This is a genomic window from Marinospirillum insulare DSM 21763 (genome assembly GCF_000686905.1).
GTDB lineage: Bacteria > Pseudomonadota > Gammaproteobacteria > Pseudomonadales > Halomonadaceae > Marinospirillum > Marinospirillum insulare.
Map to the genome: position 1 here is coordinate 90244 of NZ_JMLW01000001.1, position 12793 is coordinate 103036.

Below are 12793 nucleotides of genomic sequence, written 5' to 3' on the forward strand. Positions count from 1 at the left end.
TTCCCTTTCACCACTATTCCCACTCAATGGTCGCTGGTGGCTTAGATGAAACATCGTAAGCTACGCGTGAGACTTGTGGGATTTCATTGATGATGCGGCTAGAAACCTTTTCTAACAACTCATAAGGCAGGTGTGCCCAGCGAGCGGTCATAAAGTCGATGGTTTCTACTGCGCGTAGGGCAATAACCCACTCGTAGCGGCGGGTATCACCCACTACGCCTACCGATTTAATGGGTAGGAATACTGCAAAAGCTTGGCTGGTTTTTTCGTACCAACCGGCAGCACGTAGTTCTTCAATAAAAATAGCGTCGGCTTCACGCAGAATGTCTGCATAGTCTTGCTTAATTTCACCTAGAATACGCACACCTAAACCTGGCCCTGGGAAGGGGTGGCGGTAAACCATGTCGTGAGGTAAGCCTAGTTCCACACCTATGCGGCGCACTTCATCTTTAAAAAGTTCGCGTAAAGGTTCTACTAGTTCCATGCGCATGGTTTCTGGTAGGCCGCCTACATTATGGTGAGACTTAATAACGTGGGCTTTACCATCTTTAACGGCAGCCGACTCGATAACGTCTGGGTAGATAGTGCCTTGGGCTAGGAAGTCGACATCGGTTAGTTTGGTGGCTTCTTCATCAAAAATATCTATGAAGGTGTTACCAATAATTTTGCGCTTGGCTTCAGGGTCGCTTTCGCCTTTTAGTCTGTCTAAGAAAAGCTTGGCTGCATCTACACGGATAACTCTTACACCCATGTTGTCAGCAAACATTTCCATGACTTGGTTGCCTTCATTTTTGCGTAATAGGCCGTGGTCGACAAATACGCAGGTTAGCTGGTCGCCAATTGCCTTGTGTAATAGGGCTGCCACTACAGAGGAATCGACACCGCCTGAAAGACCTAAAAGGACTTTTTTATTGCCTACCTGTTCACGCACACGGGTGATCATGTCTTCGATGATTTGTGCGGGTGTCCAAAGGGCTTGGCAAGCGCAAATTTCTAGTAGGAAATGTTCTAGCAGGCGCTTACCTTGCAAGGTGTGGGTAACTTCTGGGTGAAACTGAACACCAAAAAAGCGTTTTTCTTCATGACTAATGGCGGCAATAGGGCAGCTAGGTGTTGAGGCGGTTACCTGAAAACCTTCGGGTAGACTAATTACTTTATCGCCATGACTCATCCACACATCGAGCAGCTTTTTGCCATCTTTTAGGTGGTCGCTCATGTCTTGAAATAGGGCAGTTTCGGCTTCTAGCTGAACTTGTGCATAACCAAATTCACGCTGGTCAGAGCTTTGTACTTTACCACCAAGCTGTTCCGCCATGGTTTGCATGCCGTAGCAAACACCTAAGACTGGAACGCCGAGTGTAAACACGGCTTCTGGAGCGCGTGGTGAAGCGTTGGCTGTTACTGACTCTGGGCCACCCGCAAGAATAATGCCTTTGGGTGCTAGGGCTTTTAGGTCGGCTTCTTTCATGTCATAGGCATGAATTTCACAGTAAACGCCCAGCTCGCGAACTCGGCGTGCAATAAGCTGGGTGTACTGAGAGCCAAAATCTAAAATTAAGATTTTATGCGCGTGAATATCTTGCATGCTTTTAGACCCTTTAGCTGACACGGTAGTTAGGCGCTTCTTTAGTAATTTGTACATCGTGAACGTGGGATTCTTGAATGCCCGCGCCGGTGATTTTTACAAAGCTGGTTTTGGTACGCATTTGTTCAACATTGTTGCTGCCTGTGTAGCCCATAGAGGCGCGTAGACCACCCATTAGCTGATGAACTATCGCGTTCATGGTGCCTTTGTAGGGTACGCGTCCTTCAATGCCTTCGGGTACTAGCTTTTCTACGCCAGCATCTTTGTCTTGAAAGTAACGGTCTGATGAGCCTTCGGTTTGACCCATAGCACCCATAGAGCCCATGCCACGGTAAGCTTTGTAAGTACGGCCTTGGAATAGCTCAACTTCGCCTGGTGCTTCTTCTGTACCTGCAAGTAAGCCACCGACCATAATAACGTGAGCACCTGCTGCTATGGCTTTAGCTAGGTCGCCTGAGAAGCGTACACCGCCATCGGCAATCATGGGTACGCCATAGGGTTTTAAGGCTTCTGATACATTAGATACAGCGGAGATTTGTGGTACACCAACACCGGCAACAATGCGGGTAGTACAAATAGAACCTGGGCCAATACCCACTTTAACGCCATCGGCACCTGCTTCTGCTAAAGCCACTGCGGCTTCTGCCGTGGCTATGTTGCCGCCGATCACATCAATTTGTGGAAAGTTGTCTTTAACCCAGCGTACACGTTCGATAACACCCTTAGAGTGGCCGTGAGCGGTATCCACAACAATGACATCGACACCTGCTTCTACCAGTGCTTTAACACGGTCTGGGGTTTCTTCACCTGTGCCTACCGCTGCACCAACTCTTAAACTGCCGCTAGTGTCTTTGGTGGCTAAAGGGTAGGTTTGGGCTTTTTCAACATCACGGAAAGTCACTAGCCCTGAAAGATGGAATTGTTCATCTACTAAGAGCATTTTTTCAATGCGATGCTCGTAAAGACGCGCTTTTATTTCTTCCAGTGGGGTGTTTTCTGGCGCAGTAATTAGCTTGTCTTGGGGAGTCATAATAGCTGCGACAGTATCGCCGCCGTGGGGCTTAACGCGCAGATCACGCCCAGTAACTATACCCACTAGCTTACCTGAGTCGACTACAGGAAAACCTGAGAAGCCATACTCTTCAGCCATTTTTAGTAGCTCGTGAATTTTAGTGGTTGGGGCAACGCTGACGGGGTCTTTGACTACTACACTTTCGTATTTTTTGACCTTGCGTACTTCTGCAGCTTGCTGCGCAATGGTCATGTTTTTATGGATAATACCTAGCCCACCTTCTTGTGCCATTGCAATAGCAAGGCGCGATTCGGTGACTGTATCCATGGCTGCAGAAACTAAAGGGATGTTTAGTTCTACATTGCGAGTGATGCGTGTTTTAAGGCTGACGTCTTTAGGCAGGATGTCGGAATAACCGGGTACCAGCAAAACATCATCGAAGGTGAGGGCTTCTTCAACGATACGTAACATAGATGACCTGCAATTCTGGGAGATGAAAGAAGAAAATATTGGTGCCATTTTAGCTGACCTAGGGATTATCGTAAACGCTAGGTTTTATTAATTGCCTAGTATAGCGCTTAAACACTTGTAAAGGATGGCTCGCATCCTGATCTTGATATGTTAGATTAGTAGGCTTGCTATTGGTTTATTGTTTTAACAAGGATACACGCTTACATGACCGCCTCCAGTACCGGAGAGATTTTCCCACCCCCTAATTCAGTTGGGCTGGTTAAACCTGAAATATGTCAATTTACTCAACCGCTACAACTGGCTAGCGGTAATGTGCTGCATGATTGGCAGTTAATGATAGAAACCTACGGCAAGCTCAATGCTGATGCCAGTAATGCTGTGCTTATTTGTCACGCTTTGTCGGGGAATCATCATGCCGCCGGCTATCATTCAGAAGAAGACACTAAACCTGGCTGGTGGGATGCCTACATTGGCCCAGGTAAGCCGATAGATACTCGGCATTTTTTTGTGGTGGCACTCAATAATTTGGGTGGCTGTCACGGCTCTACCGGACCTTCTTCCATTAACCCCGTAACTGGCAAACCTTTTGGCCCAGACTTTCCTGTGTTAACGGTCAGTGATTGGGTAGATTCTCAAGCACTTTTAGCGGACCGCTTAGGTATTCAACAATGGGCGGCTGTGGTGGGTGGCAGTTTAGGAGGAATGCAGGTTTTAGAGTGGTCTTTACGTTATCCACAACGCTTAGGTCATGCGGTGGTGGTTGCTAGCTCACCTAAGTTATCAGCTCAGAATATTGCATTTAATGAGGTGGCTCGCCAAGCCATTATGTCTGATCCAGACTTTCGTGATGGGCGCTACCAAGAGGCCGAAGTGATTCCGCGTCATGGTGTGGCTTTGGCGCGCATGGTGGGACACATTACTTATTTGTCGGAACACTCGATGGGTGAGAAGTTTGGTCGTGATTTGCGTACCGACAAACTCAATTATGGCTATGATGTGGACTTCCAAGTTGAGTCTTATTTGCGTTATCAAGGTAAAAGCTTTTCTGAACGCTTTGATGCTAATACCTATTTATTGATGACTAAAGCCTTAGATTATTTTGACCCTGCTGAAGCTTTTGACGGTGATTTGGTTAAGGCTTTAGCGCCTATTCAATGTCGTTTTTTGGTGGTTAGCTTTAGTACCGACTGGCGTTTTTCACCCCGCCACTCTGAAGAATTAGTCAATGCTTTAACCGCTGCACAAAAGCGTGTTAGTTATGCACGTATTAAGTCACCCCACGGGCACGATGCATTTTTAATTCCAGATCAACGCTATGAAGCAGTGTTTACTGCTTATATGCAGCGGGTAGCTAAAGAAACTCGGCAAGGGGAGGTTAGTTAAATGCGCCAAGACTTAACCATTATTGCCAACCTAGTTAAACCTACTAGCCGAGTGTTAGACCTTGCCTGCGGTGATGGCGAGCTGCTGCATTATTTAGAAGAGCATAAGTCAGTCACCGGTTATGGTTTGGAAATAGATGCTGAACAGATTACTGCCTGTATCGCCAGAGGTGTCGATGTTTTAGAGCAAGATTTGAACCGTGGGTTAAGTAACTTTGCGGATGGAAGTTACGATACAGTGATTATGACCCAGGCTTTGCAGGTGCTTAGGCGACAAGACCTAGCCTTAGATGAAATGCTAAGGGTTGGTAAAGAGGCCATAGTGACCTTCCCTAACTTTGCGCATTGGACCAACCGCTTTTATTTAAGTTGGAAAGGCCAGATGCCTATGTCTAAAACGCTACCGCACCAATGGTATGACACGCCCAACATTCACTTATTTACCTTTAAAGATTTTGAAGCCTTATGTATGGAAAAAGGCATAAAAATTTTAGACCGCGCTGTGGGTGACTTTGCTTACCAAAGTCATTGGAAAGCACGTTTATGGCCCAATTTATTTGGTGAAGTAGCCATTTATAGAATAGGTCGTTAATTTTTGAGGAGCTGCATTATGCTAGGTCGTAATTTATGTCAAAAGATAAGTCGAAATTTTTCACTAGCCGCCCTGTTCTTGCTTTTAGTAGCTAGCCCTGCTTTTGTAGCGGCCGCTCAAGAGGGTATGGAGCGAGTAGGTGAGTATGAAATTTATTACAATGTTTTGCCTACTAGCTTTTTAAACCCGCAAGTAGCGCAAGGCTATGGTGTGGTGCGTAGTAAAGGTCAAGGCATGGTAAGGGTGACAGTTTTACACCGTTTAGCGGATGGTTCTAGCGAGCCAGTTAAAGCACGTGTTTCTGGTCATGCGGGTAACTTGGCAGGGCAGTTAAATGGGTTAAGTTTTCATACCCATCAGGTGGGGCAAGATAATGGTTATTTTAACCTAGCAACCTTCCGTTTTGCGCACGATGACCCCATGCGTTTTAACCTACGTGTTACTTATAATTCTAAACAGCCGGCTCATGAGCTAAGTTTTATTCGTCGTTTATACATGGACTAAACCTATGACCCAAGCTAAGCAGAAGTTGATTTTAGCCAGTGGTAATGCTGGCAAACTCAAAGAGTTTTCAGGTTTGCTAGCGCCTTTAGGTTGGCAAGTAGAAGCACAGAACTTATACCCAGTGCCTGAAGCAGAAGAAACCGGTTTAACCTTTGTTGAAAATGCCCTAATTAAAGCCCGTAACGCTGCTTTGCATACAGGCTATGCTGCTTTGGCAGATGATTCGGGTATAGAAGTGGATGCCTTACAGGGTGCGCCAGGTATTTATTCAGCACGTTTTGCAGGTGAGGGCAGTAAAGATGCCGACAATAACGCTTACCTGTTAGATAAGTTGCAAGGCTTACCCACCGCAGAACGTACTGCGCGTTATTGGTGTGTTTTGGCTTTTTTGCGTTTTGCCGAAGACCCCACGCCAATCATTGTTCAAGCTAGTTGGGAAGGGCAAATATTAACTGAACCCAAGGGTGAGGGTGGCTTTGGTTATGATCCTTTATTTTGGCTGCCTGAACTTGGCAAAACAGCGGCAGAGTTAAGCAGTGAGTTAAAGAATAAACTTTCGCACCGTGGCATTGCTAGTCAGCAGCTTATTCAGGCATTAAACCAACGCTACCCTGCTAATGACTGAGTTAGCTCAACCTCTGCCGCCCTTATCGCTTTATGTACACCTGCCCTGGTGTGTTCAAAAATGCCCCTACTGTGATTTTAATTCCCATGCGTTAGCTACCAGTGCTGGCGCGGGTGCTAAACCTCGTTTAGATGCCTTAGTTGAAAAGCAATATGTAGAAGCTTTGCTAGCTGACTTAGATTTTGATTTACAAGCTTTTCCAGAGGTGGCAAAACGCCCGTTAGTGTCTATTTTTTTTGGTGGTGGTACGCCTAGTTTAATGTCGCCACAGGGTTATCAAGCCTTTTTTGCTGGTTTGAAAAACCGTTTACAGTTAACTGCTGATTGCGAGATTACCCTAGAAGCCAACCCTGGCACCGTAGAGCAAGGTAAATTCAGCGGCTACCGTGAAGCGGGTATTAACCGCCTTTCAATGGGTGTGCAGTCGTTTGCCGATAAGCAGCTTAAAGCCCTAGGGCGTATTCACAGTGGGCAAGAAGCCGTTGCTGCGGTGGCTGCAGCACGCAAAGCAGGCTTTGATAACTTCAACCTAGACCTAATGCATGGCTTGCCAGAACAAACGCAAAGCTTGGCACTGGCCGATATTCAACAAGCATTAGATTTACAGCCCACCCACTTGTCTTGGTATCAGCTAACCCTAGAACCTAATACGGAATTTTATCGCCGTCCGCCTAAGTTGCCAGAAGAAGATACTCTGGCGGCTATTCAAGATGCCGGTAGTGAGCTGATTCAACAAGCAGGCTTTATTCACTATGAAGTTTCGGCTTTTGCACAAAAAGGTAAGCAGGCTGCACATAACCTAAATTATTGGCGCTTTGGTGATTATTTAGGTTTAGGTGCTGGCGCACATGGCAAGTTAAGCCGTTTTAATTCGTCAGGTAAGCTGGTGATTGAAAGGCGTTGGAAGACTCGTCAGCCTCAGGCTTATTTATCGCGTTTAATTGAAAGGCGTGATTTTTTAGCAGGCACTGAAATTTTAGCAGCTAAAGAATTACCCATTGAATTTATGATGAATGCACTGCGTTTGGCCGAAGGTGTTGAAGCTAAAAGTTATCCACTAAGAACCGGGCTAACTTTAGCTGATTTACAGCCTCAAATTCAGGATTTAAAGCAGCGTGATCTCTGGACAAGTGATGAGAATAGGATTGCTTGCTCTCCTTTAGGCTGGCGCTGGTTAAACACAGTGCTTGAACAGTTTATAACAATTTAATTAACAAAGTTATCCACAGGCAAGGTGCTATGAAAAAACATATAAAATCTAGATTAGTGGTTAGTTTGTTGTTGGCAAGTCTAGTGCTACTAACGGCTTGTTCTAGCGATGAATCTAAATACCCTGAACTACCCCAATTGGATATAACTACTGAGCGTTTATACATTGCTGGTATTTCTTCAGGTGGTTATTTGACGCACCAGTTACACCTTGCTTGGCCTTCTGAAGTGCAGGGTGTGGCTGTGTTTGCGGCAGGTCCCTATGCTTGCGCTAAAGATGGTGTTACTGCTGCTTTATTTAATTGTATGGCGGTTAGCCGTGGTGCACCCAGTGCTAAAACCAGTTTGAAACTAATTAAAAAGGCGGCTGAGGAAGGTGAGCTAGGCGACCCTGAGCTGCTGGCTAAAAGTCGTGTTTATCTTTATCAGGCAGGGGCAGACCCAGTGATCGCTCAGCCTGTTTCTGAAGCCTTAGAAAAAACTTATGCACAGTTGGCGCCTGAAGGTTTGAAAACTCATACACAGGCCTTGGCTGGTCATGGATTGCCTAGTTTAGATGCTGGTGTTGCTTGTAATAAAACAGCTGCACCCTATGTGAATGCCTGTGGTTATTCGGGTGCAGCAGAAAGCTTAAACCACCTAGATGGACCGGCTAAACAATCCGTTCAAGCAGAGCCTCAAGGTCAGTTATTTTCGTTTAATCAAAATACGTTTAAAGCTGAAAAAAGTAAGGGTTTAGCTGAAGAAGGTTTTTATTATGTGCCTGAGCAATGTGCAGCAGGTGGCTGTGGTTTGCAGGTAGTGCTGCATGGTTGTGAGCAGGGCGCTGAAGAAGTAGGTACAGACTTTATGCAATTAAGCGGTTATTTACAGCAAGCCGATGCGCGAGACTTAGTGGTGCTTTTTCCTCAAGCAAAAACCAGCTTGGCTAACCCTAAAGGATGTTGGGACTGGTGGGGCTATGAATCTAGTGAGTTTGCCACTCGTAAAGGCCCGCAGATGCAAGCCATTCATGCTATGTGGCAGCATTTAAGTTTGCAGCCTAAAGTGCAAGAAGCTAATTAGTTTTTACAGTGAAATCAAAATAACTGCCATAGGTGGTGTGAGTATCGGTGGCGGATTGTTCTTGGCCGGTGTTGTTAATTAGCACACTGGCTCGCCACACCATAACGTCTTCAGTGCAAATACTTAAAATGGGGTTAGCGGTAAACCTGCCAAAACCTTGGTATTCCATGGGGGTGCGGTTATAGCCCATGTACATATCCCGCCCTTGTAGGTCTATTTCAACTTGTAGGTTTTCTAACTCGGCATCGCTATAACCTTTTAGTTCTACGCTAAGGGGTAAGGTTTCTAGGGGCTTGGGTTCTGCTTTATGTAAAGTGAAGGTGAATTGCTTGGGCTTTTCTAGCTTAACTAGGCAGGTGTCTTGTGGAAGTTGACAGCCAGAGGCAGAATACCAGGTTACCTGGTCGTCTTGCTTTTCATTCAGGTAACCCGTGACATACCAGACGGCAAGTAGAATGCCGACTAGCGTGACTAGAATCAGCAGATTAACTGGGTAGGGGTTTTTGTGTTTAGCTGCAGGGTTCATGGATTTATATCTCAAAAAAGCAGCTTTTCAGCTTAACAAAGCGCCATCTAAACTGCCTGTGGTTAGATGACGCACAAATAGGAGTTTTAGGTCGATGCTCTCATTAGTTCATGCACTGGGCCCTGTTTTTATGGTTATTCTAGTGGGCGTATTTCTTAAAAAAATAAGATTCCCATCAGTCGAATTTTGGCCGCAGCTAGAGCGCCTTGTTTATTTCTTTTTATTCCCTGCCATGCTCGCCACCCGTTTGGCTTTAGCTGATTTTTCTGATGTGGCAGTAGGGCGAGTGCTTTTAGCTGTATTTTTAGTCTTGCTAGCAATGACTTTATTAATGTTGCTAATACGCCGCTTAATAAGCCGTAACGGTGCAGAATTTACCTCGGTTTACCAAGGTGGTATTAGATTTAATACCTATGTAGCTATAGCCGCATCGGCTGAATTGTTTGGCGGTTTAGGCTTGGCTTTAGCGGCCGTTATTATGGCGCTCATGATTCCGCTACTGAATGTTTTATGTGTGATTGTTTTTTCACTTTATGCAGGCGAGCAGCGTATGGATATGCGTAAAACGCTAGTAACGGTTATTAAAAACCCACTGATACTGGGGTGTTTGCTAGGTATCTTCTTAAATATTACTGGTATAGGTATGCCAGGCTGGACTCAGCCGGTGATGGAAATTATTTCTCGTGCCGCCTTACCTTTAGGTTTGTTAGCGGTAGGTGTGGCACTGAACTTAGCCGCTTTGCGTACAGCGGGTAAACCCTTAATTATTTCTACTCTATTAAAGCTGTTAATTATGCCGTTAGTTGCGGTAGGAATTAGCCTGCTGCTTAATCTAGAAGTGCAAGAGCAGGCTATGCTGGTTCTTTTCTCCGCTGTGCCAACGGCTACCAGTGCTTATATCTTAGCTCGCCAACTGGGTGGCGATGCACCTTTAATGGCGGCTATAGTCACTGCACAAACACTGGTCGCTATGCTAACCCTGCCGCTGGTTATTTATTTAAACCAGTTGGCTTTTGGGCTTAGCTAAGTTCTGAGTGAACAATTTTAGTGCAGGCATCTTCAACGTAAGCAATGCCATGTTTTTCTGCTAGGGCTTTACAGTCTGGGTTGCTGATACCGAGTTGTAACCAAATAGATTGTGCACCTATCTTTACTGCTTCTTCAGCAACGGGCAGGCAATCTTCTGCTTTGCGGAAAATATCCACCATTTCTACTGGGTCTGGAATATCACTTAGGCTGGCATAACAAGGCTGGCCTAGTACTTCTTTATATTGTGGGTTTACAAAGTAAAGCTGGTAACCTGCATTCATTAAATAAACAGCAACCCGATGGCTAGCACGATCAGGTTTGTTTGAGATACCCACAAGGGCAATGGTTTTTGTGTCTTGCATCAACTTTTGTGCGGTGGTATTCATGGTTGGTCCTTTTGCGATGAATAATAATGATTCTTTTGGAGAGCATAGCATGACAAATACAAAAAATGATGCCATTACACTAGCGGATTTAGGCCAAGGTGTGGCTTTATTAACCCTTAATCAGCCAGAAAGCCGCAACAGTTTATCGCTAGCTATGTTGGATTTATTAGACCAGCGTTTAGATGAAGTTAAAGACGATAAAGCATTTAAAGTGATTGTTATTGCCGCAGCAGGCAAGGTGTTTTGTGCTGGTCATAACTTAAAAGAAGTGCAGGGTCAGTTGGGTGATCACCAAGCGCAATTAAAATTGTTTAAGCGCTGTAGTGAAGTGATGCAAAAAATTGTTGAGCTACCTTTAACAGTGATTGCTAGTGTAAGGGGCGTGGCTACGGCTGCAGGATGTCAGCTGGTGGCTAGCTGCGATTTGGCTATTGCTTCAGAAACTTCACGCTTTGCAACACCAGGGGTTAATATTGGTTTGTTTTGTTCAACACCCATGGTGGCTTTAACCCGTAATGTTCACCCTAAACATGCGATGGAAATGCTGCTAACCGGTGAAATGATTTCTGCCGCTCGAGCGGAGCAAATAGGCTTGGTTAACCGAGTGGTAGCCGATGAAGAATTAGAGCAGAAAACCTTTGAGTTTGCTGAATTGATTGCATCTAAATCACCTAAAACCTTGGCGATAGGTAAAGAGGCTTTCTATACCCAAAATAGCATGTCATTAAATGAAGCCTATAACTACACGGCTAAGGTAATGGCAGCTAACCTAGATATTTTAGATGCCAAAGAAGGTATTTGTGCGTTTGTTGAAAAGCGTCATCCCCAATGGCAGGGTAAGTAAGAGTAAGGACAGTAAAAATAACTCAGCCACCTTCAAAAATGAAAGTGGCTGATTTTTAGTAAGAGCTGAGAGAGCTATCTACTCATTTGCTTCTTTTACAACCGCATCAAACTCTTGTTGAACTTCTTCGCTAGGCTCAGGGCTAACTAGGCTCATAACTATCATAGCGATACCTGCCAAAATAAAGCCGGGGACTATTTCATAAAGCTCAAAAATCCCACCGCTCATGTTGGCCCAACTTACTACAGTTACCCCACCCACAACGATACCAGCCATAGCACCTAAGGCCGTAGAGCGCTTCCAGAAAAGTGCTAGCAGTAGAACAGGACCAAAGGTGCCACCAAAGCCAGCCCAAGCATAAGAAACTAAGTCTAATACTGTGCTGTTTTCGTTAAAGGCTAAAAGCATGGCTGCTAGTGCAATAATTACCACGGTTAAGCGACCTACTTTAACGAGTTCTTTTTCACTGGCATCTTTACGGAAAAGTGACTTATAAAAATCTTCGGTCAGTGCTGAAGAAGAAACCAGTAACTGGGAGTCAGCCGTTGACATAACTGCGGCTAAAATTGCTGCTAATAAAATACCCGCAATCAGTGGGTGGAAGAGGGCGTTCACCATAAACATAAAGATGGTTTCGCCATCACCTAGGTCACCTTTAATAAACACCGTACCGATCAGGCCTATTAAGGTAGCGCAAACTAGGGTTAAACCACTCCAAATCACTGCAATTCTGCGCGCTGTTGGAATTTCTTTGTGCGATTTAATGGCCGCAAAACGTGCCAAAATATGTGGCTGGCCAAAATAACCCAGCCCCCAAGCAACGGCACTAATAATACCTATAGCGCTTAAGGCTTTGCCTTCGGCATCACTAAACCAAGTTAAAAGGTTAGGGTTAAGTTCATTGATACTGCTGAAAGTAGCACCAATACCACCTAACTCGCCCATAGCCCAAAGTGGCACTATCGCTAAGGTGGCAGCCATCATTAAGCCTTGTAGTAAATCTGTCCAAGAAACAGCTAAGAAGCCACCGAACATGGTGTAGGACATAACCGCTAAAGTGCCTAAGATAACAGCGATTTTATAATCAACACTGAAAACAGTTTCGAAAAGCTTACCTGCAGCAACTAGGCCTGACGAAGTATAGAAAAGGAAAAACAGCAGAATAAATAAAGCTGAAACGACCCTTAACATATTGGTCTTGTCACGAAAGCGCTGCTCTAAAAACTCTGGCAGGGTTAAAGAGTTGTTAGCTTTAAAGCTGTAAAGGCGTAATCTGGGTGCCATAAATAGCCAGTTCAGCCAAGTACCAGCAAGTAAACCTATGGCTATCCAGCTAGCACTTAAACCTGAAGCGTAGGCTGCACCTGGCAGACCTAAAAGCAACCAGCCAGACATATCCGAGGCGCTAGCTGAAAGGGCGGAACTCCAAGGGCCAAGGCTTCGGCCACCAAGAATATAGTCCGCAAGGTTTTGGGTTCGCTGGTAGGCTATCCAGCCTATTGCCAGCATCACCCCAATGTAGGCAACAAACGTCCAGCCCACGATAGTGTTATTTACAATCAT

13 protein-coding genes are annotated in these 12793 nt (G+C 45.3%); 8 read left to right on the forward strand and 5 right to left on the reverse strand.

Features of this window, described 5'->3' with window-relative positions:
- Nucleotides 1-13 precede the first annotated feature (13 nt).
- Nucleotides 14-1585, reverse strand: coding sequence for a glutamine-hydrolyzing GMP synthase (gene guaA, locus BP27_RS0100480; protein ID WP_027849864.1), 1572 nt, complete (start codon nucleotides 1583-1585; stop codon nucleotides 14-16).
- Nucleotides 1586-1598: 13 nt separating this feature from the next.
- Nucleotides 1599-3068, reverse strand: a complete 1470-nt coding sequence (gene guaB, locus BP27_RS0100485; RefSeq protein ID WP_027849865.1) for an IMP dehydrogenase — start codon at nucleotides 3066-3068, stop codon at nucleotides 1599-1601.
- Between the two features lie 204 nt (nucleotides 3069-3272).
- Here guaB and metX point away from each other — a divergent pair, with 204 nt between their 5' ends.
- Genes metX through BP27_RS16585 form a run of 6 tightly spaced genes read left to right on the forward strand, consistent with a single transcriptional unit; the run spans nucleotide 3273 to nucleotide 8445 of the window.
- Nucleotides 3273-4451, forward strand: a complete 1179-nt coding sequence (metX, locus tag BP27_RS0100490; protein ID WP_036238924.1) for a homoserine O-succinyltransferase MetX — start codon at nucleotides 3273-3275, stop codon at nucleotides 4449-4451.
- Nucleotides 4452-5042 (forward strand): methionine biosynthesis protein MetW, encoded by a 591-nt coding sequence (gene metW, locus BP27_RS0100495; RefSeq protein ID WP_027849867.1) that lies wholly within the window; start codon nucleotides 4452-4454, stop codon nucleotides 5040-5042.
- An 18-nt stretch (nucleotides 5043-5060) separates the two neighbouring features.
- Nucleotides 5061-5546: a DUF4426 domain-containing protein gene (locus tag BP27_RS0100500; RefSeq protein ID WP_051610052.1), complete on the forward strand. Its 486-nt coding sequence runs from the start codon at nucleotides 5061-5063 to the stop codon at nucleotides 5544-5546.
- Between the two features lie 4 nt (nucleotides 5547-5550).
- Nucleotides 5551-6171: an RdgB/HAM1 family non-canonical purine NTP pyrophosphatase gene (gene rdgB / locus BP27_RS0100505; protein WP_036238926.1), complete on the forward strand. Its 621-nt coding sequence runs from the start codon at nucleotides 5551-5553 to the stop codon at nucleotides 6169-6171.
- A complete protein-coding gene (gene hemW, locus BP27_RS0100510) occupies nucleotides 6164-7381 on the forward strand; it encodes a radical SAM family heme chaperone HemW (RefSeq protein ID WP_027849870.1) in 1218 nt (405 codons plus the stop codon). The genes rdgB and hemW overlap by 8 nt, the downstream gene beginning before the upstream one ends.
- A 29-nt stretch (nucleotides 7382-7410) precedes the next feature.
- A complete protein-coding gene (locus tag BP27_RS16585; protein WP_051610054.1) occupies nucleotides 7411-8445 on the forward strand; it encodes an extracellular catalytic domain type 2 short-chain-length polyhydroxyalkanoate depolymerase in 1035 nt (344 codons plus the stop codon).
- On the opposite strand, the gene BP27_RS16590 is transcribed toward BP27_RS16585, so the two are convergent.
- Nucleotides 8438-8971 (reverse strand): hypothetical protein, encoded by a 534-nt coding sequence (locus tag BP27_RS16590; RefSeq protein ID WP_027849871.1) that lies wholly within the window; start codon nucleotides 8969-8971, stop codon nucleotides 8438-8440. The genes BP27_RS16585 and BP27_RS16590 overlap by 8 nt on opposite strands.
- A gap of 94 nt (nucleotides 8972-9065) precedes the next feature.
- Here BP27_RS16590 and BP27_RS0100525 point away from each other — a divergent pair, with 94 nt between their 5' ends.
- Nucleotides 9066-9998, forward strand: a complete 933-nt coding sequence (locus tag BP27_RS0100525; RefSeq protein WP_027849872.1) for an AEC family transporter — start codon at nucleotides 9066-9068, stop codon at nucleotides 9996-9998.
- On the opposite strand, the gene BP27_RS0100530 is transcribed toward BP27_RS0100525, so the two are convergent.
- Nucleotides 9991-10386, reverse strand: coding sequence for a CoA-binding protein (locus tag BP27_RS0100530; RefSeq protein WP_027849873.1), 396 nt, complete (start codon nucleotides 10384-10386; stop codon nucleotides 9991-9993). The two genes, BP27_RS0100525 and BP27_RS0100530, sit on opposite strands and share 8 nt — an antisense overlap.
- A 49-nt stretch (nucleotides 10387-10435) precedes the next feature.
- Between BP27_RS0100530 and BP27_RS0100535 the strand changes: the two genes are divergently transcribed.
- A complete protein-coding gene (locus BP27_RS0100535; protein WP_027849874.1) occupies nucleotides 10436-11230 on the forward strand; it encodes an enoyl-CoA hydratase in 795 nt (264 codons plus the stop codon).
- 78 nt (nucleotides 11231-11308) lie between these two features.
- On the opposite strand, the gene putP is transcribed toward BP27_RS0100535, so the two are convergent.
- Entirely contained in the window at nucleotides 11309-12793 is a 1485-nt protein-coding gene (gene putP / locus BP27_RS0100540; protein ID WP_027849875.1) for a sodium/proline symporter PutP, read from the reverse strand.